17 protein-coding genes and 4 tRNA genes are annotated in these 25,995 nt (G+C 64.1%); 3 read left to right on the top strand and 18 right to left on the bottom strand.

The window, feature by feature from the left end; all coding sequences use genetic code 11:
- Positions 1-20 precede the first annotated feature (20 nt).
- Positions 21-1,214 carry a cystathionine beta-lyase gene (gene metC, locus AC1D1F_RS00795; protein ID WP_477676375.1) on the top strand — a complete coding sequence of 398 codons (1,194 nt, stop codon included), beginning with the start codon at positions 21-23 and terminating at the stop codon, positions 1,212-1,214.
- An 83-nt stretch (positions 1,215-1,297) separates the two neighbouring features.
- Positions 1,298-2,311: a YeiH family protein gene (locus tag AC1D1F_RS00790; RefSeq protein ID WP_477676374.1), complete on the top strand. Its 1,014-nt coding sequence runs from the start codon at positions 1,298-1,300 to the stop codon at positions 2,309-2,311.
- A gap of 16 nt (positions 2,312-2,327) precedes the next feature.
- Here the strand turns inward: AC1D1F_RS00790 and oppF are convergent, their stop codons facing one another.
- The 8 genes from oppF to AC1D1F_RS00750 all read right to left on the bottom strand — a co-directional run bounded on the left by oppF (position 2,328) and on the right by AC1D1F_RS00750 (position 14,252).
- A complete protein-coding gene (gene oppF / locus AC1D1F_RS00785; protein ID WP_477696332.1) occupies positions 2,328-3,317 on the bottom strand; it encodes a murein tripeptide/oligopeptide ABC transporter ATP binding protein OppF in 990 nt (329 codons plus the stop codon).
- On the bottom strand, positions 3,310-4,314 hold the full coding sequence (locus tag AC1D1F_RS00780; protein WP_477676372.1) for an oligopeptide/dipeptide ABC transporter ATP-binding protein: 1,005 nt from the start codon (positions 4,312-4,314) through the stop codon (positions 3,310-3,312). The genes oppF and AC1D1F_RS00780 overlap by 8 nt, the downstream gene beginning before the upstream one ends.
- An 8-nt stretch (positions 4,315-4,322) precedes the next feature.
- Entirely contained in the window at positions 4,323-5,252 is a 930-nt protein-coding gene (locus AC1D1F_RS00775) for an ABC transporter permease subunit (RefSeq protein WP_477654571.1), read from the bottom strand.
- A gap of 20 nt (positions 5,253-5,272) precedes the next feature.
- A complete protein-coding gene (oppB, locus tag AC1D1F_RS00770; RefSeq protein WP_477654570.1) occupies positions 5,273-6,193 on the bottom strand; it encodes an oligopeptide ABC transporter permease OppB in 921 nt (306 codons plus the stop codon).
- 156 nt (positions 6,194-6,349) lie between these two features.
- Positions 6,350-7,963 carry a peptide ABC transporter substrate-binding protein gene (locus AC1D1F_RS00765; RefSeq protein ID WP_477676370.1) on the bottom strand — a complete coding sequence of 538 codons (1,614 nt, stop codon included), beginning with the start codon at positions 7,961-7,963 and terminating at the stop codon, positions 6,350-6,352.
- Positions 7,964-8,302: 339 nt separating this feature from the next.
- The gene (locus AC1D1F_RS00760) at positions 8,303-9,787 is read right to left on the bottom strand and encodes an efflux transporter outer membrane subunit (RefSeq protein ID WP_477696330.1); all 1,485 of its coding nucleotides are present in this window, start codon (positions 9,785-9,787) and stop codon (positions 8,303-8,305) included.
- Complete coding sequence (locus tag AC1D1F_RS00755) at positions 9,780-12,959, bottom strand: efflux RND transporter permease subunit (protein WP_477676368.1); 3,180 nt, start codon at positions 12,957-12,959, stop codon at positions 9,780-9,782. Before AC1D1F_RS00755 ends, AC1D1F_RS00760 begins: the two co-directional genes overlap by 8 nt.
- Before the next feature lie 12 nt (positions 12,960-12,971).
- The gene (locus AC1D1F_RS00750; RefSeq protein WP_477700620.1) at positions 12,972-14,252 is read right to left on the bottom strand and encodes an efflux RND transporter periplasmic adaptor subunit; all 1,281 of its coding nucleotides are present in this window, start codon (positions 14,250-14,252) and stop codon (positions 12,972-12,974) included.
- A gap of 182 nt (positions 14,253-14,434) precedes the next feature.
- On the opposite strand from AC1D1F_RS00750, the gene AC1D1F_RS00745 reads away from it, so the two are divergent.
- Entirely contained in the window at positions 14,435-15,115 is a 681-nt protein-coding gene (locus AC1D1F_RS00745; protein WP_477676366.1) for a TetR family transcriptional regulator, read from the top strand.
- A gap of 8 nt (positions 15,116-15,123) precedes the next feature.
- Here AC1D1F_RS00745 and AC1D1F_RS00740 read toward each other — a convergent pair whose 3' ends face one another.
- From AC1D1F_RS00740 to AC1D1F_RS00695, 10 genes are all read right to left on the bottom strand, one after another.
- On the bottom strand, positions 15,124-15,756 hold the full coding sequence (locus AC1D1F_RS00740; RefSeq protein WP_477654564.1) for a DUF6806 family protein: 633 nt from the start codon (positions 15,754-15,756) through the stop codon (positions 15,124-15,126).
- A 58-nt stretch (positions 15,757-15,814) separates the two neighbouring features.
- Positions 15,815-15,907, bottom strand: a tRNA-Leu gene (locus AC1D1F_RS00735).
- A gap of 105 nt (positions 15,908-16,012) precedes the next feature.
- Positions 16,013-16,086 (bottom strand) — tRNA-Cys (locus AC1D1F_RS00730).
- 96 nt (positions 16,087-16,182) lie between these two features.
- Positions 16,183-16,258 (bottom strand) — tRNA-Gly (locus AC1D1F_RS00725).
- Between the two features lie 70 nt (positions 16,259-16,328).
- The gene (gene lon, locus AC1D1F_RS00720) at positions 16,329-18,758 is read right to left on the bottom strand and encodes an endopeptidase La (protein ID WP_477696329.1); all 2,430 of its coding nucleotides are present in this window, start codon (positions 18,756-18,758) and stop codon (positions 16,329-16,331) included.
- A 115-nt stretch (positions 18,759-18,873) separates the two neighbouring features.
- Positions 18,874-20,139, bottom strand: a complete 1,266-nt coding sequence (gene clpX / locus AC1D1F_RS00715) for an ATP-dependent Clp protease ATP-binding subunit ClpX (protein WP_436154012.1) — start codon at positions 20,137-20,139, stop codon at positions 18,874-18,876.
- A 150-nt stretch (positions 20,140-20,289) separates the two neighbouring features.
- Positions 20,290-20,946, bottom strand: coding sequence for an ATP-dependent Clp endopeptidase proteolytic subunit ClpP (clpP, locus tag AC1D1F_RS00710; RefSeq protein WP_305790672.1), 657 nt, complete (start codon positions 20,944-20,946; stop codon positions 20,290-20,292).
- A 167-nt stretch (positions 20,947-21,113) separates the two neighbouring features.
- Positions 21,114-22,424, bottom strand: coding sequence for a trigger factor (tig, locus tag AC1D1F_RS00705; RefSeq protein WP_477681090.1), 1,311 nt, complete (start codon positions 22,422-22,424; stop codon positions 21,114-21,116).
- 115 nt (positions 22,425-22,539) lie between these two features.
- Positions 22,540-22,626: transfer RNA gene (locus AC1D1F_RS00700), tRNA-Leu, on the bottom strand.
- A gap of 118 nt (positions 22,627-22,744) precedes the next feature.
- Positions 22,745-25,990 carry an efflux RND transporter permease subunit gene (locus AC1D1F_RS00695; protein ID WP_477696327.1) on the bottom strand — a complete coding sequence of 1,082 codons (3,246 nt, stop codon included), beginning with the start codon at positions 25,988-25,990 and terminating at the stop codon, positions 22,745-22,747.
- Between the last annotated feature and the right edge of the window lie 5 nt (positions 25,991-25,995).

Genomic DNA, 25,995 nt, shown 5'->3' with positions numbered 1-25,995 from the left:
TTCACCAAGGCTTTCCCGACATGAACAAAAAATCGCCGCCGGCAGCTTCCCCTCTGACCCGCCTGGTTCACGCCGGCAAGCAGCCGGCCTTTGAGGGCGGGCGGCCGGTCAACCCGCCCGTGGTGCGCGCCAGCACCGTGCTGTTCGACAGCACGGCGCACCAGCGCGAGATGCGCCAGCGGCGCGGCGAGGAGCGCGTGTTCACCTACGGGGCCCGCGGCAACCCGACCAACTACGCGCTGGAAGACCTGGTCAGCGAACTCGAAGGCGCGTATCGCACCCGGCTGTTCCCCACGGGCCTGGCCGCCATCGCGATGACGCTGCTGGCCTACCTCAAGCCCGGCGACCATGTGCTGATGTCGGACAGCGTCTACGAACCGGCGCGCAAGCTGGTCGATTCCTTCCTCACGCCCTACAACATCCGCTGCACCTTCTTTGCGGCCGACGGCAGCGACGTGGAAGAAAAAATGGAAGCCGGCACGCGCATGGTTTACACCGAATGCCCGGGCTCGCTGGTCTATGAAATGTGCGACCTGCCGCGCCTGGCGGCCATCGCCCATGCGCGGGGGGCGCTGCTGGTGGCCGACAACACCTGGGGATCCGGCCACCAATACCGGCCGCTGGCGCTGGGAGCCGACGTGTCCGTCATGGCGGCCACCAAATACCTGTCGGGCCATTCCGACGTGATGATGGGCACCGTCGCCACCACGCAGGCCGCGTGGCAGGCGCTGAACGAGCGCAGCGACGCCTTCGGCATGACGGTGAGCCCCGACGACGCCTACCTGGTGCTGCGCGGCGCGCGCAGCATGGCCGCGCGGCTGGCCCTGCATGAAAGCCACGCGCTGAAAGTGGCGGCCTGGCTGCAGGCGCGCAGCGAGGTGGCCACCGTGTTCTGCCCGGCCCTGCCCGGCGACCCGGGCCATGCCCTCTGGCAGCGCGACTGCAAGGGCACCAACGGCCTGCTGTCTTTCGAGCTTCAACACGGCTTCGACCAGGCCGCCGCCGAGCGGCTGATCGACGGCCTGCGGCTGTTCGGCCTGGGCGCATCCTGGGGCGGCTATGAAAGCCTGGTCACGCTGGCCAACCTGCGCAATGCCCGCAGCGTGACCGACTGGTCGGGCCGCGGCCAAATCATCCGGCTGCACATCGGGCTCGAGGACCCGGCCGACCTGCTGGCCGATCTGCAGCAGAGTTTCGCCGCACTGCAAGCCTGACCATCGGGGTTCTCGACCCCCTACTCACTCGCGCCTCCCGCGGCGCTTTCCCCCTTCGCTTTTTCCACGAGGTTTGCACGACCATGCCCAGCCCTGCGCGCCCCTGGCTCCTCCACGCCCGCAGCCTCTGGCCCGGCCTGGCTCTACCGCTGCTCATCATGCTGGCGGCAACTTTTCTTTCCGAGCACTACGGCGGCCCACAGCTGCTTTACGCGCTGTTGTTCGGCCTGGCCTTTCACTTCCTGTACCAGGACGCGCGCTGCAAGCCCGGCATCGAGTTCTGCGCCAGGACGCTGCTGCGCATAGGCGTGGCCCTGCTGGGCGCGCGCATCACCCTGGCGCAAATCGGGCAGCTGGGCATAGGGCCGCTGGCCACCGCCGTGATCGCCATCGCCAGCGCCATCGCGCTGGGCGCCTGGCTGGCGCGGCGCCTGGGCCTGAGCACCGACTTCGGCCTGCTCTGCGGCGCGGCCGTGTCGATCTGCGGCGCTTCGGCGGCACTGGCCGTGGCGGCAGTGATGCCCAAAACGCAGGACAACGAGCGCCACACGCTGCTGACCGTGGTCGGCGTCACCGGCCTGTCGACGCTGGCGATGGTCACTTATCCGCTGCTGGCCAGAATCCTGCGGCTGGACGATAGCGGCGCCGGCATCTTCCTGGGCGGCACCATCCACGACGTGGCGCAGGTCGTGGGCGCGGGCCTGATGATGTCGCACGAGACCGGCGACGTCGCGGTGATCGTCAAGCTGTTTCGTGTCACGCTGCTGGTGCCCGTGGTCGCGGTGCTGGCCTGGTACTGGCGGCGGCGCAGCAGCGGCACCGGCGATGCCGGCCCGCGCACACCGCTGCTGCCCTTCTTCCTGGTCGGCTTCATGGCGCTGGTGCTGGCCAACAGCCTGGGCGTGGTCACGCCGCGGCTCAACGAGGCGCTGGGCCAGGTCTCGCGCATCTGCCTGGTGGTCGCCATCGCGGCGCTGGGCATCAAGACCTCGTTCGAGGAACTGGTCAAGCTCGGCTGGCGGCCCATGGCGCTGATGGTGGCGGAGACCCTGTGGCTGGTCGCCATTTTTGCGGTCTACCTGTGCTTCCTTCGGTGACCCGCCGCTAAGCGCTTCAGGCCAGCAGGCAGGCCGCTTCCGTCTGCTCGCTCAGCCGGCGCAGCGCCGGCACCTCTTCCGCACAGCGCGCAATCGCCAGCGGGCAGCGCGTGCGGAACACGCATCCCGAAGGCGGCGCCATGGGTGAAGGCAAATCGCCCTGCAGCAGCTGGATGACTTTTTTGCGTTCCAGCGCCGGGTCGGGAATCGGGATGGCCGACAGCAGGGCCCGGGTGTAGGGATGGCGCGGCGCCGCGTACAGCGCTTTTTTGTGGGCCACTTCCATCTCATGGCCGAGGTACATCACCAGGATGCGGTCGCTGATGTGTTTGACGACGGCCAGGTCGTGAGCGATGAAGATCAGCGCCAGGCCCATGGTTTTTTGCAGCTCCTTGAGCAGGTTGATGATCTGCGCCTGGATGGAAACGTCGAGCGCCGACACCGGCTCGTCGCAGATGATGAGCTTGGGCTCCAGGATCAGCGCGCGCGCAATGCCTATGCGCTGGCACTGGCCGCCGGAGAACTCGTGCGGGTAGCGGTTGATCTGCTGCGGCATCAGGCCGACGCGGCCCATCATGGCTTTCACGCGCTGCATCACCTCGGCCTCGGGCATGGCGGGGCGGTGCGTGCGCAAGGGCTCGGCGATGATTTGCGCAATGGTCATGCGCGGGTCCAGCGAAGCCAATGGGTCCTGGAAGATCATCTGGATGTCGGCCCTGGCGGCCTGCCAGGTTTCGCTGGAGGCCCCCGCCATCTCCCGGCCCATCCAGACAATGCTGCCGGCGGTGGCCGGGATCAGGTTCAGCACCGCGCGCGCAAGCGTCGACTTGCCGCAGCCCGATTCGCCCACCACGCCCAGGGTTTCACCCGCATGGATGTCGAAAGAAATGCCGTCCACGGCCTTGAGGGTGCGGGCCGGCGACCACGGCCAGGCGCGGCCCGCCTTGATCTTGAAGTACACCTTGAGATCGCGTACCGAAAGGATGGGTGGAGCGGCCTCACGCATGACTGGCCTCCTTCACCGCAAGCTCAGAGACAGCCTGCACGGACCGGTGGCAGGCCCGCAGCACGGCCGGGTCGTGTTCGGCCGGCAGCAGCGCGGGCAGCAGGTCCACGCATTGCGCGCTGGCCAGGGTGCAGCGCTCGCTGAACGGGCAGCCGCTGGGCAGCTTCGCCATATTGGGCGGCGCGCCCGGAATGGCGACCAGCACTTCCTCTTCCGCGTCCAGCCGCGGGATCGCGCCCAGCAGGCCGACGGTATAGGGATGCGAGGCGCGGTAAAAAATACTGTCGGCGCTGCCCTGCTCCATCACGCGCCCGCCGTAAAGCACCATCACCTCGTCGCACAGGCCCGCCACCACGCCCAGGTCGTGCGTGATCATGACAATGGCAGTGCCGAAATCGCGCTGCAAGTCCCGCAGCAAGGCGATGATCTGCGCCTGCACCGTCACGTCCAGAGCGGTCGTGGGTTCGTCGGCGATCAGCACCTCGGGCTCGCACAGCAAGGCCATGGCGATCATCACGCGCTGGCGCATGCCACCCGAAAACTCGTGCGGGTACAGGCTGATGCGGCCCGCCGCATCGGGAATCTTGACGGCGTCGAGCAGTTGCACCGAGCGGGCGCGCGCCGCCTTGCGGTCCAGGCCCTTGTGGAACTGCAGCACCTCGGTCATCTGCCGCTCCACCGTCAGGTAGGGATTGAGCGAGGTCATCGGATCCTGGAAGATCATGGCCACGCGGTTGCCGCGTATCTTGTTGAGCTCGGCCGGCTTCATGGCCAGCAGGTCACGGCCCTGGTAAAGGGCCTGGCCGGTGGCCTTGCCGTTGCTGGCGAGCAGGCCCATCATGGCCAGCACGCTCTGGCTTTTGCCGGAGCCGCTTTCGCCGACGATGCCCAGGGTCTGGCCCCGGTCCAGTGAAAAGTTGATGCCGTTGACGGCGTAGACCAGCCCGTCCTGGGTCTGGAACTGGACGCCGAGATTTTTGACTTCAATCAGGCTCATGGCGTGGCTCAGCGTTCCTTGGGGTCCAGCGCATCACGCAGGCCGTCCCCGATGTAGTTGAAGCAATACAAAGTCAGCGACAGCAGGCCGGCCGGGAACAGCAGCATCCAGGACGAGACCTCCATGACGGAGGCGCCGTCGTGGATCAGCACGCCCCAGCTCGTCATGGGCTCCTGGATGCCCAGCCCCAGAAAAGACAGCACCGACTCCACCAGGATCACCGCCGGTACGGTGACCGTGGTGTAGATCACCACGATGCCCAGCAGGTTGGGAACGATGTGCTGGAAGATGATGCGCCGCGTCGGCACACCCAGGGCGCGCGCGGCTTCAATGAACTCGCGCGAACGCAGCGACAGGGTCTGGCCGCGCACCACGCGCGCCATGTCCATCCAGGAGAACACCGTGATGGTGATCACCACCAGGTAGAAGGCGCGCCCCAAAATGGTCACCATCAGGAGGGCGATCAGCAGGTAGGGCACGGCATACATCATGTCGACCACGCGCATCATGAAGGCATCCACCCTGCCGCCCAAAAAGCCCGCCGTGGCGCCCCAGACAATGCCCAGCGTGACGGCCGACAGCGTGGCCAGGAAGCCCACCATCAGCGACACGCGGCCGCCGACCAGGCTGCGCACCAGCAGGTCGCGGCCCGACTCGTCGGTGCCGAAAAAATGCGCATTCTTGAGCGTGGGCGGCAGGCTCATGGCGTCCCAGTCGGCAGCGTCAAAGGCATGCGGCAGCAGCCACGGCCCGGCGATGCAGGCCAGGGTGATGAAGGTGAGAAGGCACAGGCTGAACACCGCCGCCTTGTTGCGCAAAAAGCGCGTCCGCGCATCGTCCCAGGGGCTGCGCCCCGCGATGTCGGCCGGCGCCGTTCGCAGCGTATTGCCCAGCGCCGCGGCCAGCCGGTCTTGTTTGTCTTTGTTCCTGAACAGCATGGGATTCGCTTCAAGTGGCTTCAATAGCGGATCTTCGGGTCAAGCAAGGCGTAGGCCAGGTCGACCAGCAGGTTCAGCGTCACGGCGATCACGGTCACCAGCACCACCAGGCCCAGCACCAGTGTGTAGTCGCGGTTGGCCGCGCCGTTGACGATGAGCTTGCCGATGCCGGGCAGCGAGAACACCGATTCGGTCACGATGGCCGCAGTGATCGATGAAATCGCCAGTGGGCCCATGACGGACACCACCGGCAGCAGCGCGGGCTTGAGGGCGTGGCGCAGGATGATGGTGCGCGTGGGCAGGCCCTTGGCGCGCGCTGTGCGTATGAAATTGCTGTGCAACACCTCGATCAGGCTGCCGCGCATGACGCGCCCTATGGTCGCCACGTTGATGAAGATCAGCAGCAGCATGGGTAGCACCATGAAGCGCGGCGAGAAGTCGTCCCAGCCGCCGGCCGGCGCGACCTTGAGCCAGACGGCGAACACCAGGATCAGCACCGGGCCGATCACGAAGGAGGGAAACACATGGCCCGCGTTGCCGAGCAGCATCACTCCATAGTCGATAGCGCTGTTCTGCCGCAGGGCGGCCATGGTACCGAGGAAGACGCCGACAAACAGCGAGATCAGGATGGCGCCCCCGCCTATCGCCGCGGACACCGGCAACGCCTTGGCCACCAGCTCGTTGACCGACCAGTCGGCATAACGGAAAGACGCGCCCAGGTCGCCGTGCAGCAGGCTGTTGAGGTAGTACAGGTACTGTTGCCACAGCGGCAGGTCGAGGTGGTATTTGGCCTGGAGGTTGGCCAGCACCGCCGCGGAGACCTTGCGCTCGTCGTCAAAGGGCCCGCCCGGCGTGCCGTGCAGCAGGAGATAGCAGACGGTGACGACGGCCAGCAAGGTCGGGATCGTCGCCAGGATGCGCCTGAAGGTGTAAGACCACATGGGGAATCTCCGGGCTAGTCAGTGTGAGCGCATGAAGGTGTGGGCCGGGTACAGCTTAGCCCTGAACCGCCTGCAAGGCATCAGAATATTTCGGAAAATGGAAGAAGCGGATCAGGGACGGGCMGGCGCGCGGCGGCGCCGSCCCCACGGCCGTCATCAGTGCTTGACGATGTACAGGTCCTTGCCGCGGTAGCGGTCCAGCGCGTTGGTGGTCGAATAACCGCCCACATAGGGCTTCACGAGCCGCGGCACGGTGTACTGCAACAGCGGGATGATGGGATAGTCTTCCATGATCATCTTCGCCGCCTGGGTCAGCAGCACCTTGCGCTTGGCCGGGTCCAGTTGCTGGTTGCCTTCGTCGATCAGCGCGGAGGCCTTGCGGTTGCAGCTGTTGTGGTAGTTCTGGTCGGAGTCGCATTGCACCAACGTGAGCCAGGTAGTGGCGTCGTTGTAGTCGGCGATCCAGCCGTTGCGGGCGATCTGGTAGTCCTTGTCGGTGCGCTTCTTGATCAGGACCTTGAACTCCATGGCGTCGAGTTCGACGTCCAGGCCCAGCTTGGTCTTCCACTCGGAGGCCGCGAAGATGGCCATCTTCTTGTGATAGTCGCTGGTGTTGTAGGAGAACTTGAGTTTGGTGCCGGGGGGAAGCGCGGCCTCCTTCAGCAATTTTTTGGCTTCGGCAATGCGTTTGTCGGCGGGCCACTTGGCCCAGTCGTAGACGGTGACGTCGGCGCCCGAGGTGCCCTTGACGATCACGCCATAAGCCGGGGTCTGCCCGTCGGCCGTGACGCGCTGCGCCAGGATGTCGCGGTCCAGCGCCATCGACAGCGCCTTGCGCACACGGATGTCCTTGAGGGCCGGGTCCGCGTTGTTCAGCGAGTAGTAGCGCAGGCCCAGCATGTCGGTGTTGCGGATTTCCTTGGGGTACTGCGCCTTGTACTTGTCGTAAGTCCCGGGCGGGAGCTGGTAGACCCAGTCGTTCTCGCCCGACTCATAAAGCTTGACGTCGGCATTGCCGTCCTCGACCGAGAGGTAGGTGATCTTGGTGAGCTGGACGTTCTTGGCATCCCAGTACGTGGGATTCTTGGCCAGGATGATCTTGCTGTTGACCTGCCAGTCCTTCAACGAGAAGGCGCCGTTGTTCACCATGTTGGCGGGCCGGGTCCAGTCCTTGCCGAATTTTTCGATGGTGGCCTTGTGCAGGGGCGCCAGCTGGGGGTTGGACACGACTTCGGGCAGGAAGCTGACGGGGAAAGGCGTCTTGATTTCCAGGGTGTAGGGATCGACGGCCTTGACGCCCAGTTCGGTGACGGGTTTCTTGCCTTCGATGATCTCTTTCGCATTGAGCAGGAAGACGCCGTAGGTGGAAGCGTACTTCGAGGCTGTCGCCGGGTCGACGAAGCGGCGCATGCTGTAGATGAAATCGTCTGCGGTCACGGCGTCGCCGTTGGACCACTTGGCGGTTTTGCGCAGCTTGAAGACCCAGGTTTGCGGGTCGACCTGCTTCCAGCTCTCGGCCACGCCGGGCACGATCTTGCCGTTGTTGTCCGCGGCGCACAGTCCTTCGAACATCTCGCGGATCACGTTATTGGCCGGAACGCCGGTCGCCAGCGCGGCGTCCAGGGTTTCGGGCTCGGAGCCGTTGTTGCGGACCAGCTCCTGGGTCTCATGCAGTTTCACGCCGGCGGGCACCGTGGCCGCGGCGGCCAGGCCGGCGAAGGCCAGCAGCACAGCGCCGGCCAGGGTTTTCATCGTCCAGTTTGGGTTCATGCTGGTTGCACTCCTTGAATAAAACTGGCGAGCTTGTGGCCCGCCGTGGTGGATGGAGCGTCTCGCCTCCCGTGGGGGTGGCCAGACGTTTGGCCTGTCGGTCGGCGCGAATATACCGCCGCCCCGGAGGCCGCTCCGTAGGGAGTAACCCTTCAGCAATTAGCGTGCCTTGTCACTTGAGAGACCCCGCATGGCAGGCCTGGGCATGGATACATTCGGCACACCTGCTAACAAATGAATCCCAATTCCGGGATGCGCACAGCGACCTCAGCCGCAGCCGGGAATAAAAAAGCCCGCCCCCTTTGAACAGGGAGCGGGCTGATTTAACGACGACCGGCTTCAGCGGCTGAGCTGGGTGTCGGACTTCAGGCTCAGGGCCGGCTCGGGAGGCGGCTCCTTCCAGCCACCGCCCAGCGTCTTGTACAGCGTGACCTGGCTTTGCAGCTGGGCCAGGCGGGTCTGCACCACGGCCTGGCGCGCGGTGAACAATGCGCGCTGCGCGTCGAGCTGGTCCAGGTAGCTGGCCACACCGTTCTGGTAGCGCAGGTCCGCCAGCTTGAAACGTGTGGCCTCGGCATTCGCCTGTGCCTGCTGGGCGCGCAACTGCTCACCCAGGGTAGCGCGGCCGGCCAGGGCATCGGCCACTTCGCGGAAAGCCGTCTGGATGGACTTCTCGTACTGGGCGATGGCGATGTCGCGCCCGGCGTTGGCCGAATCCAGGCCCGCACGGTTGCGGCCCGCGTCGAACAGAGGCAGGATCAGCTGCGGCGCCATGGTCCAGCCGTAGGAGCCGCTCTTGAACAGGCCGTTCAGGTGCGAACTGGCGCTACCGGCGCTGGCCGTGAGCGAGATGCGCGGGAAAAAGGCCGCGCGCGCTGCGCCTATGTCGGCATTGGCGGCCAGCAGCAGCTGCTCGGCTTGGCGCACGTCGGGGCGCCGGGTCAGCAGGTCGGAAGGCAGGCCCGCGGGCACGTCGACCATCAGGGGCGCATCGGCCAGGCCTTTGCCGGCCGGCAGGGCCACGGCCAGCTCGCCGGTGAGGGGTTGCCCGATCAGCAAGGTCAGTGCATTCTGGTCCAGCGCGCGCTGGCGCACCTGCTGGGCCAGCGAGACACGGGCCGCCTCGGTCAGCGACTCGGCCTGGCGGAAGTCCAGCTCGGAAGTGACGCCGTTGTCGAAACGCAGCTTGCTGAGCTTGAAGGATTCTTCACGCGTGGCCAGCGTCTGTTGCGTGATCGCCAGCAGCTCCTCGTCGGCCAGCAGGCTCAGGTAGGTGTTGGCCACCGCGGCGATCAGGCTGATCTGGGTAGTCTTGCGCCCTTCTTCCGTCGCCAGGTATTGCGCCAGTGCTGCCTCCTTGAGGCTGGCGACGCGGCCGAAGAAATCCAGCTCGTAGGACGTCATGATCAACCCACCCGTATAGGCGCTGGTGATGCTGCCGTTGCCGTTGGCGTTGGGCTGGCGCGAACCGGTGATGCCGGCGTTGATGGTCGGGAACTGGTCGGCGCGCTGGATCCGGTACTGCGCACGCGCCTGCTCGATGTTGAGCACGGCGATGCGCAGGTCGCGGTTGTTGCGCAGCGCCGCGTCGATCAGCTTGCGCAATTGCGGGTCGCTGAAAAACGCCTGCCACTCGATGTCGGCCGCGGCCGGCGTGTTGGCGGTGGGTTGTGTCTGCGCCGACTCTGCGATCCAACCCGAGGCGGTGGGGTATTGGTCGGCCACCGGGGCGGCCGGCCGTTCGTACTTCGGGATCATCGAGCAGCCGGCCAGCATTGCAGCCGCGGCCAGCGCCAGAAAGTGTGGGAGCCTTGTCTTAGTCATGGGCCTTGCCTTCATTTCCTTCCTCTCCGGTGATGCCTGCCGCTTTGGCATGCTCGGAATACATCCTGTTTTGCCGTTCGCTGCCCTTGAAGAGGCCGCGCACCACGACAAAGAACACGGGGACAAAAATCACTGCCAGGGCCGTGCCGGTGATCATGCCGCCGATCACGCCGGTGCCGATGGCGCGCTGGCTCGCGGAGCCGGCGCCCGAGGCGATCACCAGCGGCACCACGCCCAGGCCGAAGGCCAGCGAGGTCATGACGATGGGGCGGAACCGCAGGTGGGCGGCCGCCAGGGCAGACTCGATCACGCCCTTGCCCTGCGCCTGCAGGTCCTTGGCGAACTCGATGATCAGAATCGCGTTCTTCGCCGACAGGCCGATGATGGTGATCAGGCCGACCTGGAAGTACACATCGTTCGCGTAGCTGCGGAACAAGGTGGCGAGCAGCACACCGATCACACCCAGCGGCACGACCAGGATCACGGCCAGCGGAATGCTCCAGCTCTCGTACAGCGCGGCCAGGCACAGGAACACCGCCAGGATGGCGAAGCCGTAGAGCAGCGTGGCCTGGGAGCCGGCGAGTTTTTCCTCACGCGACTGGCCGGTCCATTCAAAGCCGAAGCCCTGCGGCAACTGGGCCGCGAGCTTTTCCATCTCGGCCATCGCGGCGCCGGTGCTGTAGCCCGGCGCGGCGCTGCCGCCTATGCGCATCGCGGGGTAGCCGTTGTAGCGCACCGTCTGCATCGCGCCGGTGATCCAGCGCGTGCTGGCAAAAGCCGAGAGCGGCACAGGCAGGCCCTTGCTGTTGCTGGCGTTGAGCCTGAGCAGGTCGTCGGGCTGCATGCGCGCCGGCGCGTCGGCCTGCACCACCACGCGCTGCAAGCGGCCCTGGTTCGGGAAGTCGTTCACATAGCTGGAGCCCAGCGAGGTGGACAGCACCGAGTTGATCGAGTCGAAGGTCACGCCCAGCGCATTGGCCTTGTCGCGGTCGATGTCGATTTGCAACTGGGGCGCGTCTTCCAGGCCGTCGGGGCGCACCTGCGCGAGCACCGGGCTCTTGGATGCCAGGCCCAGCAACTGGTTGCGCGCATTGACGAGGGCCTGGTGGCCCGCGCCGCCGCGGTCCTGCAGGCGGAAGCTGAAACCCGAAGCCGTGCCCAATTCAGGAATCGGCGGCGGGCTCAGGGGGTAGATGAAGGCGTCACGCACACCCATGAGCGCACCGAAGGCACGGCCCGCCACGGCGCTGGCCGAATGCTGTTCACCGTCGCGCTCCTTCCAGTCCTTGAGCGTCACGAAGGCGAGCGCGGCATTCTGGCCCTGGCCAGAGAAGCTGAAGCCCAGCACGCCGACCATGCTTTCGACTTCGGGCTGCTTGAGCATGAAGCCTTCAACGGTCTGCATCACCGAGAGCGTGCGCTCGTAGGTCGCGCCCGGCGGCAGCTGCACGTTCACCAGCAGGTTGCCCTGGTCTTCGTTGGGCAGGAAAGAGGTGGGCAGGCGCAGGTAGACCACCGCGACCGCGCCGATGATGGCCACGTAGATGATGAGGTAGCGCGCCGCGCGCTTGAGGATGCGCGCGACCACGCTTTCATAGCTCTTGGCCGTGCGCGAAAAACCGCGGTTGAACCAGCCGAAGAAACCGGTCTTGGCGTGATGGTGCCCGGCCTCGACCGGCTTGAGCAGCGTGGCGCACAGCGCCGGCGTGAGCGACAGCGCCATGAAGGCCGAGAAGGCGATGGACGAGACCATCACCGCCGAGAACTGGCGGTAGATGTTGCCGGTCGAGCCCGCGAAGAAAGCCAGCGGAACGAACACCGAAATCAGCACCACGGTCACGCCGATGATGGCGCCCGAAATCTGGCCCATGGCTTTGCGAGTGGCCTCCAGCGGCGGCAGGCCCTCCTCGGTCATGATGCGCTCGACGTTCTCGACCACCACGATCGCATCGTCCACCACGATACCGATGACCAGCACCATGCCGAACATGGTCAGCACGTTGATTGAGAACCCGAGCGCCAGCAGCGTGGCAAAGGTGCCCAGCAGCGCGATAGGCACGACGATGGTCGGGATGATGGTGTAGCGCCAGTTCTGCAGGAACAGGAACATCACCAGGAACACCAGTGCCACCGCCTCGAACAGCGTCTCGGCCACTTGCGAGATCGAGATCTTGACGAAGCGCGAACTGTCGTAGGGGATGCTCCACTTCATGCCTTGCGGGAAGTAGCGCTCGAGTTCGGTCATCTTCTCACGCACGGCCTTGGCCGAGGCCAGGGCATTGCCGCTGGGCGCGAGCTGCACGCCGATACCGATGGCCTGCTTGCCGTTCAGGCGCGCCGAGGTCGCGTAAGACTGGCCGCCGAGTTCGATGCGTGCCACGTCCTTGAGGCGCACCGCCGAGCCGTCGGTATTGGCGCGCAGCACGATGTTGCCGAACTGCTCGACGTTGGCGAGCTGGCCGTTGACCACCACCGTGGCCGCGATGCCCTGCCCCGCCACATTGGGCCGGTCGCCGATGCTGCCGGCGGATACCTGGGCATTCTGGGCGCGGATCGCAGTATTGACGTCGTTCGCCGAGAGGCTGACGCCGCGCAGCTTGGCCGGGTCCAGCCAGATGCGCATGGCGCGTTCGCTGCCGAACAGCTGGGCCTGGCCGATGCCTTTGACGCGCTGCAGTTCAGGCACGATGTTGCGCGAAGCATAGTCGCCCAGCGCAACGGGGTCATGCGCCGGATTGTCGGACGAGAGCATGGTGAACAGCAGGAAGTTGGAGCGCGACTTGTCGACGCGCACGCCTTGCTGCGTCACCGCGGCGGGCAGGCGCGGCGAGGCGCGCGAGAGCCGGTTCTGCACATCCACCTGCGCCAGGTCGGGGTTGGTGCCGGGCTCAAAGCTCAGCGTAATGCTGCCGGTGCCGTCGGCCTGCGCAACCGACTCCATGTAAATGAGGCCGGGCGAACCGTTCATTTCGCGTTCGATCACCGACAGCACGCTGTCCTCCAGCGTCTGGGCCGAAGCGCCCGGGTAGGCGGTATTGACGACGATGGCGGGCGGCGCCACGGGCGGGTACTGGGAGATCGGCAGCTGCGTGATCGCCACGCCGCCCATCACCAGGATGAACAATGCGATCACCCAGGCAAAGATCGGCCGATCAATGAAAAACTTGGCCATGTGCTGGGCTCCTTACTTCGCTGCCGCGGATGCTGCGGAAACGGCGGGTTTCGCGGCGGATGCGCCTGATGCCGGCGCCGCCGGGGCGGAGGCCGCGCCAGCCGCTGGCTTGGCGCCGGGCGCCTGCCACGGCACGGGCTTGACGGTGGCGCCGGGCTGCAGTTTCTGGAAGCCGTCGACCATGACCTGCTCGCCGGTCTTCAGGCCGTCCAGCACCACCCACTGGTTGCCCTGGGCCGAGCCGATCTTGATGGTGCGCGGGCTGACTTTGCCGTCGGCGCCCACCACCATGACGGTGTCGCCCTGCGCCGTGCGCGTGACGGCCTGCTGCGGCAAGGTGACGGCGTTGCTGGCCTGCGCCTGCTCCAGGCGCACGCGCACGTAGAGGCCCGGCAGCAACTGGCCGCCGGGGTTAGGGACTTCGGCGCGCAGGGTGATCTGCCCGGTCGTGGCGTCCACCGTCAGGTCGGAAAACAGCAGGCGGCCGGGACGCGCGTATTCGCTGCCGTCTTCAAGCACGACGCGCACGCTGGCGGCTTCGGCGCCGCTGGCGCGCTTGAACTGGCCGCTGTCCATCGCGGCGCGCAGCTTCATGATTTCGGGCGCCGATTGCGTGAAGTTGACGTACATGGGGTTGATTTGCTGCACCACCGCGAGCTGCGTGGCTTCGCCCTGCCCGACGAGCGCGCCTTCGGTCACCAGCGCGCGGCCGATGCGGCCCGAGATCGGCGCCGTCACCGACGCATAACCCAGGTTGATGCTGGCGGTCTGCACGCTGGCCTTGCCCACGGCCACGTCGGCTTCGGCCTGTTTCTGCGCGGCCACGGCGGTGGCGTATTCCTGCTTGCTGACGGCGTTGGCCTCGACCAGCGGCTTGTAGCGCTCGGCCAGCGAGGTGGCTTGCGCCAGGTTGGCTTCGGCGCGGGCCTGGCTGGCCTTGGCGCTGGCGGCCGCGGCCGCGTAGGGTGCGGCATCAATGCTGAACAGCTGCTGGCCTTCCTTGACGTCGCTACCCTCGCGAAACAGCCGTTTCTGCAAGATGCCGGCGGCGCGCGCCCTGACTTCGGCGACGCGCGACGCTTCCAGGCGGCCTGGCAGTTCGGTGATCAGGCCCACGTCGCCCTGGGTGACCGTGACCACACCGACTTCAGCTGGCGGCGGCGCCCCGCSGGGGGCGCCGCCGCCTTTGCCGCATCCGGCCAGGAGCAAGGCCAGTGCCGCTGCGACAGCAAGAGGCTGGTATTTCAGGAGTTGAGGGGGTACAAATGAAGGGGCAACGCGAGACTTGGGCATGCTATTCCTCGAAATTTTGGGAAAAAAGCGCAAAGCGGGAGAGGCAGTCGGTAATTGAGGCAAAGCTCATTCACCGAAAACGAAAAGAATAAGGGTTTTTGCGAGTGTTATAGTTTACATACATTTATGAATGTATAACAAAAATCCGGGGATTTACCCGGAATTTACCTTGGAGGCAGTCAATGGCCCGTCGAACAAAAGAAGAAGCTTTGGCCACCCGCCACAAGCTGCTGGATGCGGCTGAGCACTTGTTTCAATGCCAAGGGGTATCGCGCACCAGCCTGCAGGACATTGCCCGGCGCGCGGGCGCTACCCGCGGCGCCGTTTACTGGCACTTCAAGGACAAGGCGGACCTGTTCAACGCGATGATGGAGCGGGTCACGCTGCCCCTGGAGGAGTCCTTCAACCATGAGAACGAAAAACAGGAAACCCCGGGCGAAGCCGGCCTCAACGCGATAGAGCGGATACGGCTCTCCACCGTCAATGCCCTGAGGCAGATCGTGACCGACGCGCAGACCCGCCGGGTGTTTGAGGTCGCGACGCAGAAAGTCGAATATGTGGAGGAGCTCCAGGCGGTTCGTCTGCGCCACCTCGCGGTGCGCAACGGCTTTCTGGAACGCATCCAGCAAGGCATGGAAACCGCCGCTGGCCAGATGAGCCTGACCTTGCCGGTGCCGGCATCAGTGGGCGCGCAGGGCCTGCATGCCCTCATTGACGGAATCATCCAGAACTGGCTGCTGGACCCTCAGGCCTTTGACCTGCTGGAAGTGGGCCAGTGCGCGATTGACGTCTACCTGCGCGGCCTGGGATTTCCCGGGGAGCCGCAGAGCGCCACGGCCCTCTGCGGCGTTTCCACGCCCTAGTGCACTACTTAGTGCAGGTGCCTCGGCTTGCGGCCGCCGCCGTGGCCTGAGCCGCCCTGCGGCCCGCCCAGCCCGCGTGGCGGCTTGCCGAGCTGCATGGAGTTGACCAAGGCGTCAAAGCGCTGCTCAAACAGCTTGTCGACCGCCGCGACGACCTCACCGAGCTCGGAACCGTCGAAGTGGCGCTCCATCAGGCCAATCATGTCCTGCACCAGCAAGTCGCGCTGGACCTGCATGATGGCGGCCGGGGTCGGGCCGACGAAGTACATCGCGAAGTCATCGCGCGCTTCTTCATCCTCGTCGCTTTCGTCCTCATCGAAGTCGGAATCGTAAAACGTCACTTCGATGGGCGCGCCCGCCTCGGCAAGATCGTTGAGGCCCATGCACATTTCGTCGAGCGCCTGGCGGAAGTCTTCATCGCCCGGCACTGTCCAGCACATCTGCAGCAAATGCTTTTGGACGTCGAAGCGGATGCCCGGCTCTTCCTCATAGGCGCTAGCGGCGGCGGCCGCCAGGGATTTGGAACCCGCGTACTTCCATAGCGGCTTCAGGGCCTCCTGCAGCTGCTCAAAGGTAACGTCCACACGCAAAGGCACTTCGCCGTGCACGTGGATCTCAAAAGGTGTGTTGTAACGGGACATGATGGAATTTATCTTACCCAGTTTTCAAAAGCGCGCCCGGCGCATGGGTGAGCCGCTGTGGTGCCTGAGACCGGAATCGAACCGGTACGCCCGCTATTCACGAAGCGGCGGATTTTAAGTCCGCTGTGTCTACCTATTTCACCACTCAGGCTCAAACGCTTTACGCAAGGCTCCGTGCAGAACATCCGGCCCGGCGTCTCACAACGTATTGTCAAACAAAAAAGCCCCATGGCTGGGGCTGATTGCAAGGGTTTGGTGGAGGCGCGGCCCGGAGTCGAACCGGGCTAGCCGGATTTGCAATCCGGTACATAACCGCTTTGTTACCGCGCCGTATTCTGTCTGCCTCGGCAAGCCCGCTGGCTTGTCGCTATTTATATGAAACCCCCAATGAAAAAGGACAGCATTTTGAAGTGCTGCCCTTTAAATTGGAGCGGGAGAAGAGTCTCGAACTCTCGACCTCAACCTTGGCAAGGTTGCGCTCTACCAACTGAGCTACTCCCGCGATAACAGCCTCAAATTATAGCGTAGTTTTTCGACTTTTCCAAACTGTCCAAAAAAACTTTGCCAAAGACTTAATGTTTGACGGTGCCCGCGGCTTCCGCTGGCGCTGCCGCAGCAGCCGGCGCAGCGACAGCGGCTTCTTCATCCGTCAGGGGAACAGGCTGGCGTTCGAGCGCAACCTGCAGCACCTGGTCTATCCATTTCACCGGCACGATCTCCAGGCCGCTTTTGACGTTGTCGGGAATCTCCTGCAAGTCCTTGGCGTTTTCCTCGGGAATCAGCACGGTCTTGATGCCGCCGCGCAATGCCGCCAGCAGCTTTTCCTTCAGGCCGCCGATCGCCGTGACTTCACCGCGCAGCGTGATCTCGCCCGTCATGGCCACATCGCCGCGCACCGGGATGCCCGTCATGGCGGAAACAAAAGCCGTCGTCATCGCGGCGCCGGCGCTTGGGCCATCCTTGGGCGTCGCGCCATCGGGAACGTGGATGTGGATGTCGCGTTTCTCGAACATCTCGTCCTTGATGCCAAGCATCTTGGAACGGCTGCGCACCACCGTGCGCGCGGCCTCAACGGATTCCTTCATGACGTCGCCCAGCGAGCCGGTGCGCGTGATCACGCCCTTGCCGGGCATCATGGCGGCTTCAATGGTCAGCAGGTCGCCGCCGACCTCGGTCCATGCCAGGCCCACGACCTGGCCGACCTGGTTTTGCTGCTCGGCGCGGCCGTAGTTGAATTTGCGCACACCCAGGAAATCGTTGAGGTTGTCCGGCGTGACGACGACCTTGGGTTCCATCTTCTTGAGCTGGATGCCCTTGATGACCTTGCGGCAGATCTTGGAGAGTTCGCGTTCCAGCGAACGCACGCCGGCTTCACGCGTGTAGTAGCGCACGATGTCGCGCACTGCCTGCTCCTGCACTTCCAGCTCATCTTCCTTCACGCCGTTGTTCTTGACCTGCTTGGGCAGCAGGTAGCGCATGGCAATGCTGGTTTTTTCGTCCTCGGTGTAGCCGGACAGGCGGATGACTTCCATGCGGTCCAGCAGGGCCGGCGGAATGTTCATCGAGTTCGAGGTGGCGACGAACATCACGTCGCTCAGGTCGAAGTCGACCTCGACGTAGTGGTCGCCGAAGGTGTGGTTCTGTTCCGGGTCCAGCACCTCCAGCAACGCGCTGGAAGGGTCGCCGCGGAAGTCTGTGCCCAGCTTGTCGATCTCGTCGAGCAGGAACAGCGGGTTGCGCGTACCGGCTTTGGTCAGGCTTTGCAGGACCTTGCCCGGCAAAGCGCCGATGTAGGTGCGGCGGTGGCCGCGGATTTCCGCCTCGTCGCGCATGCCGCCCAGGGCCATGCGCACATATTTGCGGCCGGTCGCCTTGGCGATGGACTGGCCCAGCGAGGTCTTGCCCACGCCGGGAGGCCCGACGAGGCACAGGATGGGCGCCTTGAGCTTGTCGACGCGCTGCTGCACCGCGAGGTATTCGACGATACGGTCCTTGACCTTCTCGAGCCCGTAGTGGTCTTCGTTGAGCACGTTCTCGGCATTACCCAGGTCGTGCTTGATCTTGGTCTTCTTGCTCCAGGGCAGGCCGGTCAGCACGTCGATGTAGGTGCGCACCACCGTTGCCTCGGCGGACATGGGCGACATGAGCTTGAGCTTCTTGAGCTCGCTCTCGGCCTTCTTGCGCGCTTCCTGCGGCATCTTGGCGGACTTGATCTTCTTTTCGATCTCTTCGATGTCCGCGCCCTCTTCGCCTTCGCCCAGTTCCTTCTGGATGGCCTTGACCTGCTCGTTGAGGTAGAAGTCGCGCTGGTTCTTTTCCATCTGGCGCTTTACGCGGCCGCGGATCTTCTTGTCGACGTTGAGGATGTCGACCTCGCGCTCGAGCTGCTCGTAGAGGTTCTCGAGCCGCGCCTTGACGTTGGCCAGGTCCAGGATCACCTGCTTCGCGTCGAGCTTGAGCGGCAGGTGCGCGGCAATCGTGTCGGCCAGGCGGCCGGCGTCGTCGATGCTGGAGATCGAGGTGAGGATTTCGGGCGGTATTTTTTTGTTCAGCTTGACGTAGTGGTCGAACTGCTGCATCACCGCGCGGCGCAGGGCCTCGATTTCGCTGGTCTTGTCGCCGGCGATCACGACCACCGTCTCGACGGGCGTGACATTGGCCGAGAAATGCTGCTCACCTTCTTCGATCTTGTTGACGGTGGCGCGCTGCTGGCCTTCGACCAGCACCTTCACCGTGCCGTCGGGCAGCTTGAGCAGTTGCAGGATGGTGGCGACGCAGCCGACTTCGAACATGTCCTCGACGGAGGGCTCGTCCTTGGCGGCGGCTTTTTGCGCCACCAGCATGATGCGGCGCTCGGCCTCCATCGCCGACTCCAGCGCCTTGATGCTCTTGGGACGGCCCACGAACAGCGGGATCACCATGTGCGGAAAGACCACCACGTCCCGCAAGGGCAGGAGAGGCAGGTCGATGGGGGTGGAAGGCAATGAAGTTTGTCCGGACATATAAACCTTAAACGTTGGCCGTGGCAGCCAGTTGCATGGCCCGGCGAAACACAATCAACCCAGACATGGGGCGCGGGAGGCGCTTTTCAAGCATTCCGGCCAGCCTTTGTGATGCTCAGGCTTTCTTGGCCGCTTCTCGGTAAACCAGCAAGGGGGCCTTGCTTTCCTCGATTGTGGACTCGTCCACGACAACCTTGTCGACATTGCTGGCATTGGGCAGGTCAAACATGGTGTCGATCAGCGACTGCTCCAGGATGGAACGCAGGCCGCGCGCGCCGGTCTTGCGGGCCAATGCCTTGCGCGCGATGGCCTTGAGCGCGGACGGGCGAATCTCGAGGTCCACACCTTCCATGGCCAGCAGCTTGCTGAACTGCTTGACCACGGCATTTTTCGGCTCGGTCAGGATCTGCACAAGCGCATCTTCACTGAGTTCGGCCAGCGTGGCGACCACGGGCATGCGGCCCACCAGTTCGGGGATCAGGCCGAACTTGATCAGGTCTTCCGGCTCGACTTCCTTGAAGGCGTCGGTCAGGGTGCGGGACTTCTTGCTTTTGACAGTCGCCCCGAATCCCATGCCCGAGGCTTCGGTGCGGTTTTCAATGACTTTTTCCAGGCCGGCGAAGGCGCCGCCGCAAATGAACAGGATGTTGGTCGTGTCCACCTGCAGGAAATCCTGGTTCGGGTGCTTGCGGCCGCCCTGCGGCGGCACCGAAGCCATGGTGCCTTCGATCAGCTTGAGCAACGCCTGCTGCACGCCCTCGCCCGACACGTCGCGCGTGATGGAGGGGTTGTCGGACTTGCGCGAGATCTTGTCGATTTCATCGATGTAGACGATGCCCTGCTGGGCACGCTCGACTTCGTAGTTGCAGCTTTGCAGCAGCTTCTGGATGATGTTTTCGACGTCCTCGCCCACATAGCCGGCCTCGGTCAGCGTGGTGGCGTCGGCCATCACGAAAGGCACGTTGAGCGTGCGCGCCAGGGTCTGGGCCAGCAGGGTTTTGCCCGAGCCGGTGGGGCCGATCAGCAAGATATTGCTCTTGGTCAGCTCCACGTCGTCTTTTTTGGCTTTTTCCTTGTGGCGCAGGCGTTTGTAGTGGTTGTACACCGCCACGGCCAACGTGCGCTTGGCCGGCTCCTGGCCGATCACATAGCCGTCCAGCGTCCCCTTGATTTCAAGAGGGGTGGGCAAATCGGTGCGGGTTTCGCGGACATCTTCGCCGGCGGGAAGTTCGTCGCGGATGATCTCGTTGCAGAGATCGATGCATTCGTCGCAGATGAATACCGAGGGGCCAGCGATCAGTTTTTTAACTTCGTGCTGACTTTTACCGCAAAAAGAGCAGTGCAAAGTCTTTTCGCTGGAGGAGCCTTTTTTCTCGGCCATTGGTGGGGATGCCTTTAAGGTGCCTGGAGGGAACTGTTACCTAATGATAACCAATAAAAAAACGGCGTTTCTGTTACAGAAAACGCCGTTGTTGCAGAGCAACTTGAGGGGGTTTTAAGCCGTTTTGGCCGGCTTTACCGCCCCGGACGCTCAGGGCCGCTTGGCGATGACCTGGTCGACCAGGCCATATTCCTTGGCCTCGTCCGCAAACATGAAATAGTCCCGTTCAGTATCGCGTTCGATCTTTTCAACCGGCTGACCGCAGTTGGCGGCCATGATCCGGTTGAGCTGGTCACGCGTCTTGAGGATGTCGCGGGCGTGGATTTCGATGTCGGTGGCCTGGCCTTGCGCGCCGCCTGAAGGCTGGTGAATCATCACGCGCGAGTTCGGCAGCGAGAAACGCTTGCCCTTGGTGCCGGCCGACAGCAGGAAAGCGCCCATGCTGGCTGCCATTCCCACGCAAAGGGTGGAGACGTCAGGCTTGATGAACTGCATGGTGTCGTAAATCGCCATGCCGGCCGTGACGGATCCGCCCGGGGAGTTGATATAGAAGGAAATGTCCTTGTCCGGGTTTTCGCTTTCCAGGAACAAGAGCTGGGCCACCACCAGGTTGGCGGTCTGGTCGTTGACCGGGCCCACCAGGAAGATCACGCGCTCTTTGAGCAGGCGCGAGTAAATGTCGTAGGAGCGCTCGCCGCGGCCGGACTGCTCGATGACCATGGGCACCATGCCCAGGCCTTGCGCATCCTGGGCGCCGGCTTGCGGGCCGGTATAGGCGCCGCCGTAAATACTGTTTCGGACCATCATGTTTTCTCCAGAGATGTTTGTACTGTACCCAAAAACTCCATCAGGCAGTTTCGGCGGGGGCTGACAGCGGATTCACAGGCCGCCATGCCGTAGCCCAATGAAATTGGGGCCTGCGCCGCAAAGCGCAAGCCCCAAGGTCAGGAAAGATCAGGAAAGGCCGTGAAGAATCAGTTCTGGCCCATCAGGTCGTCGAAGGAAATGGCTTTTTCGGTGACCTTGGCCTTGCCCAGCACGAAGTCGGTGACGTTGTTTTCGATCACAACGGCCTCGACTTCGGCCATGCGGCGGTTGTCGCTCAGGTACCAGCGCACCACGTCCTGCGGTTTCTCGTAGCTGGCGGCCAGCTCTTCGATGTGCGCCTTGAGTTGATCAGGCTTGGCCTGCAGGTCGTTGGTGCGCACCAGCTCGGCCACCACCAGGCCCAGGCGCACGCGCTTTTCGGCTTGCGGGCGGAAGATTTCTTCGGGGATCGGCGCCTTGTCGGCGTCCTTGATGCCGCGCTGCTTCAAGTCGGCGCGGGCGCCTTCGATCATGCGGTCCAGTTCAGCCTGAACGCTGGACTTGGGCAGGTCGAGTTCGGCGTTGGCGACGAGTGCGTCCATCACGGCGTTCTTGTTGCGGGCCAGCAGGCGGAACTTGACTTCACGCTCGAGGTTTTTCTTGATGTCGGCGCGCAGGCCTTCGACCGTCGCGTCGGCAATGCCCAGCGACTTGGCCAGAGCTTCGTTGACTTCGGGCAGGTGGGCGGCTTCGACCTTCTTGACCGTCACGAGGAAGTCGGCCTGTTTGCCGGCCACGTCCTTGCCGTGGTAGTCGGCAGGGAAGTTCAGCGGGAAGGTCTTGCTTTCGCCGGTCTTCATGCCGCGCACGGCATCTTCGAATTCCTTGAGCATCTGGCCGTCGCCGATCAGGAACTGGTAGTCCTCGGCCTTGCCGCCGGCAAAGGGCTCACCGTCGATCTTGCCTTCAAAGTCGATGGTGGCGCGGTCGCCGTCTTGCGCAGGCGCATCGGCGGCGCGCTGGGCGAAGGTGCGGCGCTGCTTGCGCAGGATGTCCAGGGTCTTGTCGATGGCCGCGTCGCTGACGTCGGCGCTGACTTTTTCCACCTGGGCACCCGACAGGTCGGCGATCTTGACTTCAGGGTAAACCTCGAACACCGCGTCGAATGCGAGTTCGCCTTCGGGTGCACCCTCTTTTTCGCTGATGCGGGGCTGGCCGGCGACGCGCAGCTTGGCTTCGTTGGCGGCCACGGCGAAGGCTTCACCGACCTTGTCGTTCATGACTTCGTAGTGCACCGAATAGCCGTAACGCTGGGCCACCACGTTCATGGGGACCTTGCCGGGACGGAAGCCGTCCATCTTGACCGTGCGGGCCAGGCGCTTCAGGCGGGTGTCAACTTCCGACTGGATGGTGTTGACGGGCAGCGTGAGCGTCATTTTGCGCTCGAGCTTTTCAAGGGTTTCAACAGTCACGGCCATGATGGTCTTCCTAAGATCAAAAAATAGTCAAAACAGGTTTTCACCTGGCATGTCGCGGGTTTTCCGCAACGCCTGAGCGCATGGACGCAAGAATTGCCGTCCGCAAGCCTCAGGGTGGTGCGCGGAGGGGGACTCGAACCCCCACACCATTGCTGGCGTCAGGACCTAAACCTGGTGCGTCTACCAATTTCGCCACCCGCGCGCCGGAAATAAAAACGGGAATCCGAAAAACCTCCGAATCCCCGCTTGAAATCGGTCAACTCTCTATTTTAGCCGGTATCGCGCCCAGTTTTTGCGTCCGGGCGGACGGCCAGGGAGAATCAGGCCGGCAGTGCTGTTTCAGCCGGGTGCGGCTTCGTTTCCTGCTTACCTTCGCGTTTGACGCGGAACCAGGCCGCATACATGGCCGGCAAGGCCAGCAGCGTCAGCACCGTCGCCACGACCAGGCCGCCCATGATGGCAACGGCCATAGGCCCCCAGAACACGCTGCGCGACAACGGGATCATGGCCAGCACGGCGGCGGCCGCCGTCAGCACGATGGGCCGCAACCGGCGCACGGCCGATTCGACGATCGCGTCCCAGGCCGGCACGCCGCGGGCGCGGTCCTGCTCGATCTGGTCGATCAGGATCACGGAATTGCGCTGGATCATGCCCATCAGCGCGATAACGCCCAGCAGCGCAACGAAACCGAAAGGCCGTCCCAGCAGCAACAGCGCGGCGGCCACGCCGGCAATACCCAGCGGGCCGGTCACAAAGACCAGCATGGTCCGGCTGAAGCTGTGCAACTGAAGCATCAGCAAGGTAAGAATCAGGAAGCCCGCGATTGGCAAGCCGGCAACAATCGAAGACGAGCCCTTTGAGCTCTCCTCCACCGCGCCGGCCACCTGGATGCGGTAGCCCGTCATGCCCTTGTCCAGCCATTTGGCTTCCAGCGCCTTGAGCTTGGGCATCAGTTCCTGCGTGACGGTGGCGCCCTGCAGGCCTTCCACGATGTCGCTCTGCACCGTGATGGCGTAGTCGCGGTTCTCCCGCCACATCACGCCCGGCTCCCAGGTGAACACCGGCTTGGCGATCTGCGTGAGCGGGATCGATTTGCCCGACGCCGTGGGCAGATAGGCATTGCCGATGTCGGTGATTGCGTTGCGCTCGTCCAGCGGCTGGCGCAGCACGATGTCGATCAGCTTGTCGCCTTCGCGGAACTGGCCCACCTGCGTGCCCGCCAGGATGGTGCGCGAGGCCTGGGCGATCGACTGGCTGGTCACGCCCATCGCGCGCGCCTTGGCCTGGTCCACCTCAAGGCGCAGCACCTTGACCGACTCATTCCAGTTGTCGTTCACGCCGCGCGTGTTGCCGCTTTCGCGCATCACCGCCTTGACCTCGTCGGCGCGCTCGCGCAGCACCAGCGGGTCTATGCCCACCACGCGGAACTGCACCGGGTAAGGTACCGGTGGGCCGTTGGGCAGCAGCTTGACGCGGCCGCGGACCTCGGGGAATTCGGTGGCCAGCAAGGCCGGCAGCTTGATGCGCAGCGATTCGCGCACCTTCAGGTCCTTGGGCAACACGATCATCTGCGAGACGTTGGTCTGCGGAAAAACCTGGTCCAGCGGCAAATAAAAGCGCGGCACGCCCGAACCTATCCAGGTGCTGACCGTGGTGACGCCCTCTTCCTTCATCAGGCGCTGTTCCACGCGCCTGGCGGTAGCTTCGTTGGCCGCGAAAGAAGTGCCTTCGGGGAACCAGATGTCGACCATGATCTCGGGCCGGCTGGAGTCGGGGAAGAACTGCTGCTGCACCTTGCCCATGCCCACAATGCCCAGCGCGAAGATCAGCACGGTGGCGCCTATGGTGAGCCAGCGGTGCTCCACACACCAGTCCACCGTCTTGCGGAAGTTGCTGTAGAACGGGCTGTCGAACATCTCGTGCGGGCTGTCCTTGCCGGCGGCCACTTCCTGTACATGCGGCGGCACCTTGAGCAGCAGCGTGCCCAGGTAGGGCACGAAGTACACCGAGACGATCCAGCTCAGCACCAGCGCGATCACCGTCACCGCGAAAATCGCGAAGGTGTATTCACCGGTCGTGGATTTAGCCAGGCCGATGGGCAGAAAACCCGCGGCGGTGATCAGCGTGCCCGTCAGCATGGGCATGGCGGTGATCTCGTAGGCGAAGGTGGCGGCGCGCACCTTGTCGTAGCCTTCTTCCATCTTGCGCACCATCATTTCGACGGCAATGATGGCGTCGTCCACCAGCAGGCCCAGCGCAATGATCAGCGAGCCCAGCGAAATCTTGTGCAGCCCTATGCCGTAGTACCACATGGCCAGGAAAGTCAGGCTCAGGACCAGCGGAATGGTGATGCCCACCACCAGGCCGGGCCGCATGTCGATGTAATAACGCCTCCACAGCGGCAACGGGCCCCCGCCGTTGGTCGGGCGCTTGTGAAAACCCAGGCTGATGAAGCTCACCGCCAGCACGATCACCACGGCCTCGATCAGCACGCGCACGAATTCATTGACCGAGGTGGCCACCGCCTTGGGCTGGTTCTGCACGTTCACGAGCTTGATGCCTGCCGGCAGGGTTTTTTCGATGCGGGCCGACAGCGCCGTGAGCGACTTGCCCAGCGCGATGATGTCGCCGCCCTTGGCCATGGAAACGCCCAGTGCGATCACTTCCTTGCCCTGGTGGTGCACCTTCACGGAAGGCGGGTCCACATAGCCGCGCTTGATCTCGGCGATGTCGCCCAGCTGCAGCTGGCCGCCCGAGCTGCCGCGTATCGGCATGGCGCGCAGCTGCTCTATCACCTCGAACTGGCCCGCCACGCGCACCTGCACCACGTCCAGCGGCGTCTGCACCGCGCCGGCCGATTCAATGGCGTTTTGCTGGCCGAGCTGGGCCAGCACCTGGTTCAGGTCCAGCCCCAGCTGCGCCAGGCGCTTTTGCGAAATCTCGATGAAGACTTTTTCATCCTGCACACCGAAAAGCTCCACCTTGCTCACGTCGGGCACGCGCAGCAGCTGCTGGCGCACATCGTCGGCGAAGGTCTTGACCTCGGCGTAGTTGAAGCCGTCGGATTCGAGCGCGTAGATCACGCCGTAGACGTCACCGAACTCATCATTGAAGAACGGCCCCTGGATGCCGCCCGGCAAGGTGCCGCGCATGTCGCCTATCTTCTTGCGAACCGAATACCAGACGTTGGCGACTTCAGCCGGCTTGGAGGAGTCCTTGATCTGGAAAATGATCTGCGATTCGCCGGGCTTGGAATAGCTGCGGATGCGGTCGGAATACGGCGCTTCCTGCAGCGTGCGCTCCAGCTTGTCGGTGACCTGCTCGGCCACCTGCTGCGCCGTGGCGCCCGGCCAGTAGGTGCGCACCACCATGGCGCGGAAGGTGAAAGGCGGATCCTCGTCCTGCCCGAGCTGGAAGTAGGACGCGAAGCCCAGGATCATCAGCACCAGCAGCAGGTAGCGCGTGAGCGCCGGATGGTCCAGCGCCCATTTGGAAAGATTGAAGCGGGTCGAGGGCGAAGCGAGTTCGCCGGCAGGGCTATTGCCGTCTTGGTGGGCTTGCGTCATGGCCG

The sequence above is a fragment of the Polaromonas sp. P1_H6 genome (assembly GCF_056405195.1).
Note: the sequence above shows the minus strand (reverse complement) of the source record. Positions and strands in the feature narration are given on the sequence as shown.

Excerpts from the sequence above, each read along its gene's own strand:
- metC (WP_477676375.1), top strand. The coding sequence starts at position 21 with ATGAACAAAAAATCGCCGCCGGCAGCTTCCCCTCTGACCCGCCTGGTT.
- AC1D1F_RS00790 (WP_477676374.1), top strand. The coding sequence starts at position 1,298 with ATGCCCAGCCCTGCGCGCCCCTGGCTCCTCCACGCCCGCAGCCTCTGG.
- oppF (WP_477696332.1), bottom strand. The coding sequence starts at position 3,317 with ATGCGTGAGGCCGCTCCACCCATCCTTTCGGTACGCGATCTCAAGGTG.
- AC1D1F_RS00780 (WP_477676372.1), bottom strand. The coding sequence starts at position 4,314 with ATGAGCCTGATTGAAGTCAAAAATCTCGGCGTCCAGTTCCAGACCCAG.
- AC1D1F_RS00775 (WP_477654571.1), bottom strand. The coding sequence starts at position 5,252 with ATGCTGTTCAGGAACAAAGACAAACAAGACCGGCTGGCCGCGGCGCTG.
- oppB (WP_477654570.1), bottom strand. The coding sequence starts at position 6,193 with ATGTGGTCTTACACCTTCAGGCGCATCCTGGCGACGATCCCGACCTTG.
- AC1D1F_RS00765 (WP_477676370.1), bottom strand. The coding sequence starts at position 7,963 with ATGAACCCAAACTGGACGATGAAAACCCTGGCCGGCGCTGTGCTGCTG.
- AC1D1F_RS00760 (WP_477696330.1), bottom strand. The coding sequence starts at position 9,787 with ATGACTAAGACAAGGCTCCCACACTTTCTGGCGCTGGCCGCGGCTGCA.
- AC1D1F_RS00755 (WP_477676368.1), bottom strand. The coding sequence starts at position 12,959 with ATGGCCAAGTTTTTCATTGATCGGCCGATCTTTGCCTGGGTGATCGCA.
- AC1D1F_RS00745 (WP_477676366.1), top strand. The coding sequence starts at position 14,435 with ATGGCCCGTCGAACAAAAGAAGAAGCTTTGGCCACCCGCCACAAGCTG.
- AC1D1F_RS00740 (WP_477654564.1), bottom strand. The coding sequence starts at position 15,756 with ATGTCCCGTTACAACACACCTTTTGAGATCCACGTGCACGGCGAAGTG.
- lon (WP_477696329.1), bottom strand. The coding sequence starts at position 18,758 with ATGTCCGGACAAACTTCATTGCCTTCCACCCCCATCGACCTGCCTCTC.
- clpX (WP_436154012.1), bottom strand. The coding sequence starts at position 20,139 with ATGGCCGAGAAAAAAGGCTCCTCCAGCGAAAAGACTTTGCACTGCTCT.
- clpP (WP_305790672.1), bottom strand. The coding sequence starts at position 20,946 with ATGATGGTCCGAAACAGTATTTACGGCGGCGCCTATACCGGCCCGCAA.
- tig (WP_477681090.1), bottom strand. The coding sequence starts at position 22,424 with ATGGCCGTGACTGTTGAAACCCTTGAAAAGCTCGAGCGCAAAATGACG.
- AC1D1F_RS00695 (WP_477696327.1), bottom strand. The coding sequence starts at position 25,990 with ATGACGCAAGCCCACCAAGACGGCAATAGCCCTGCCGGCGAACTCGCT.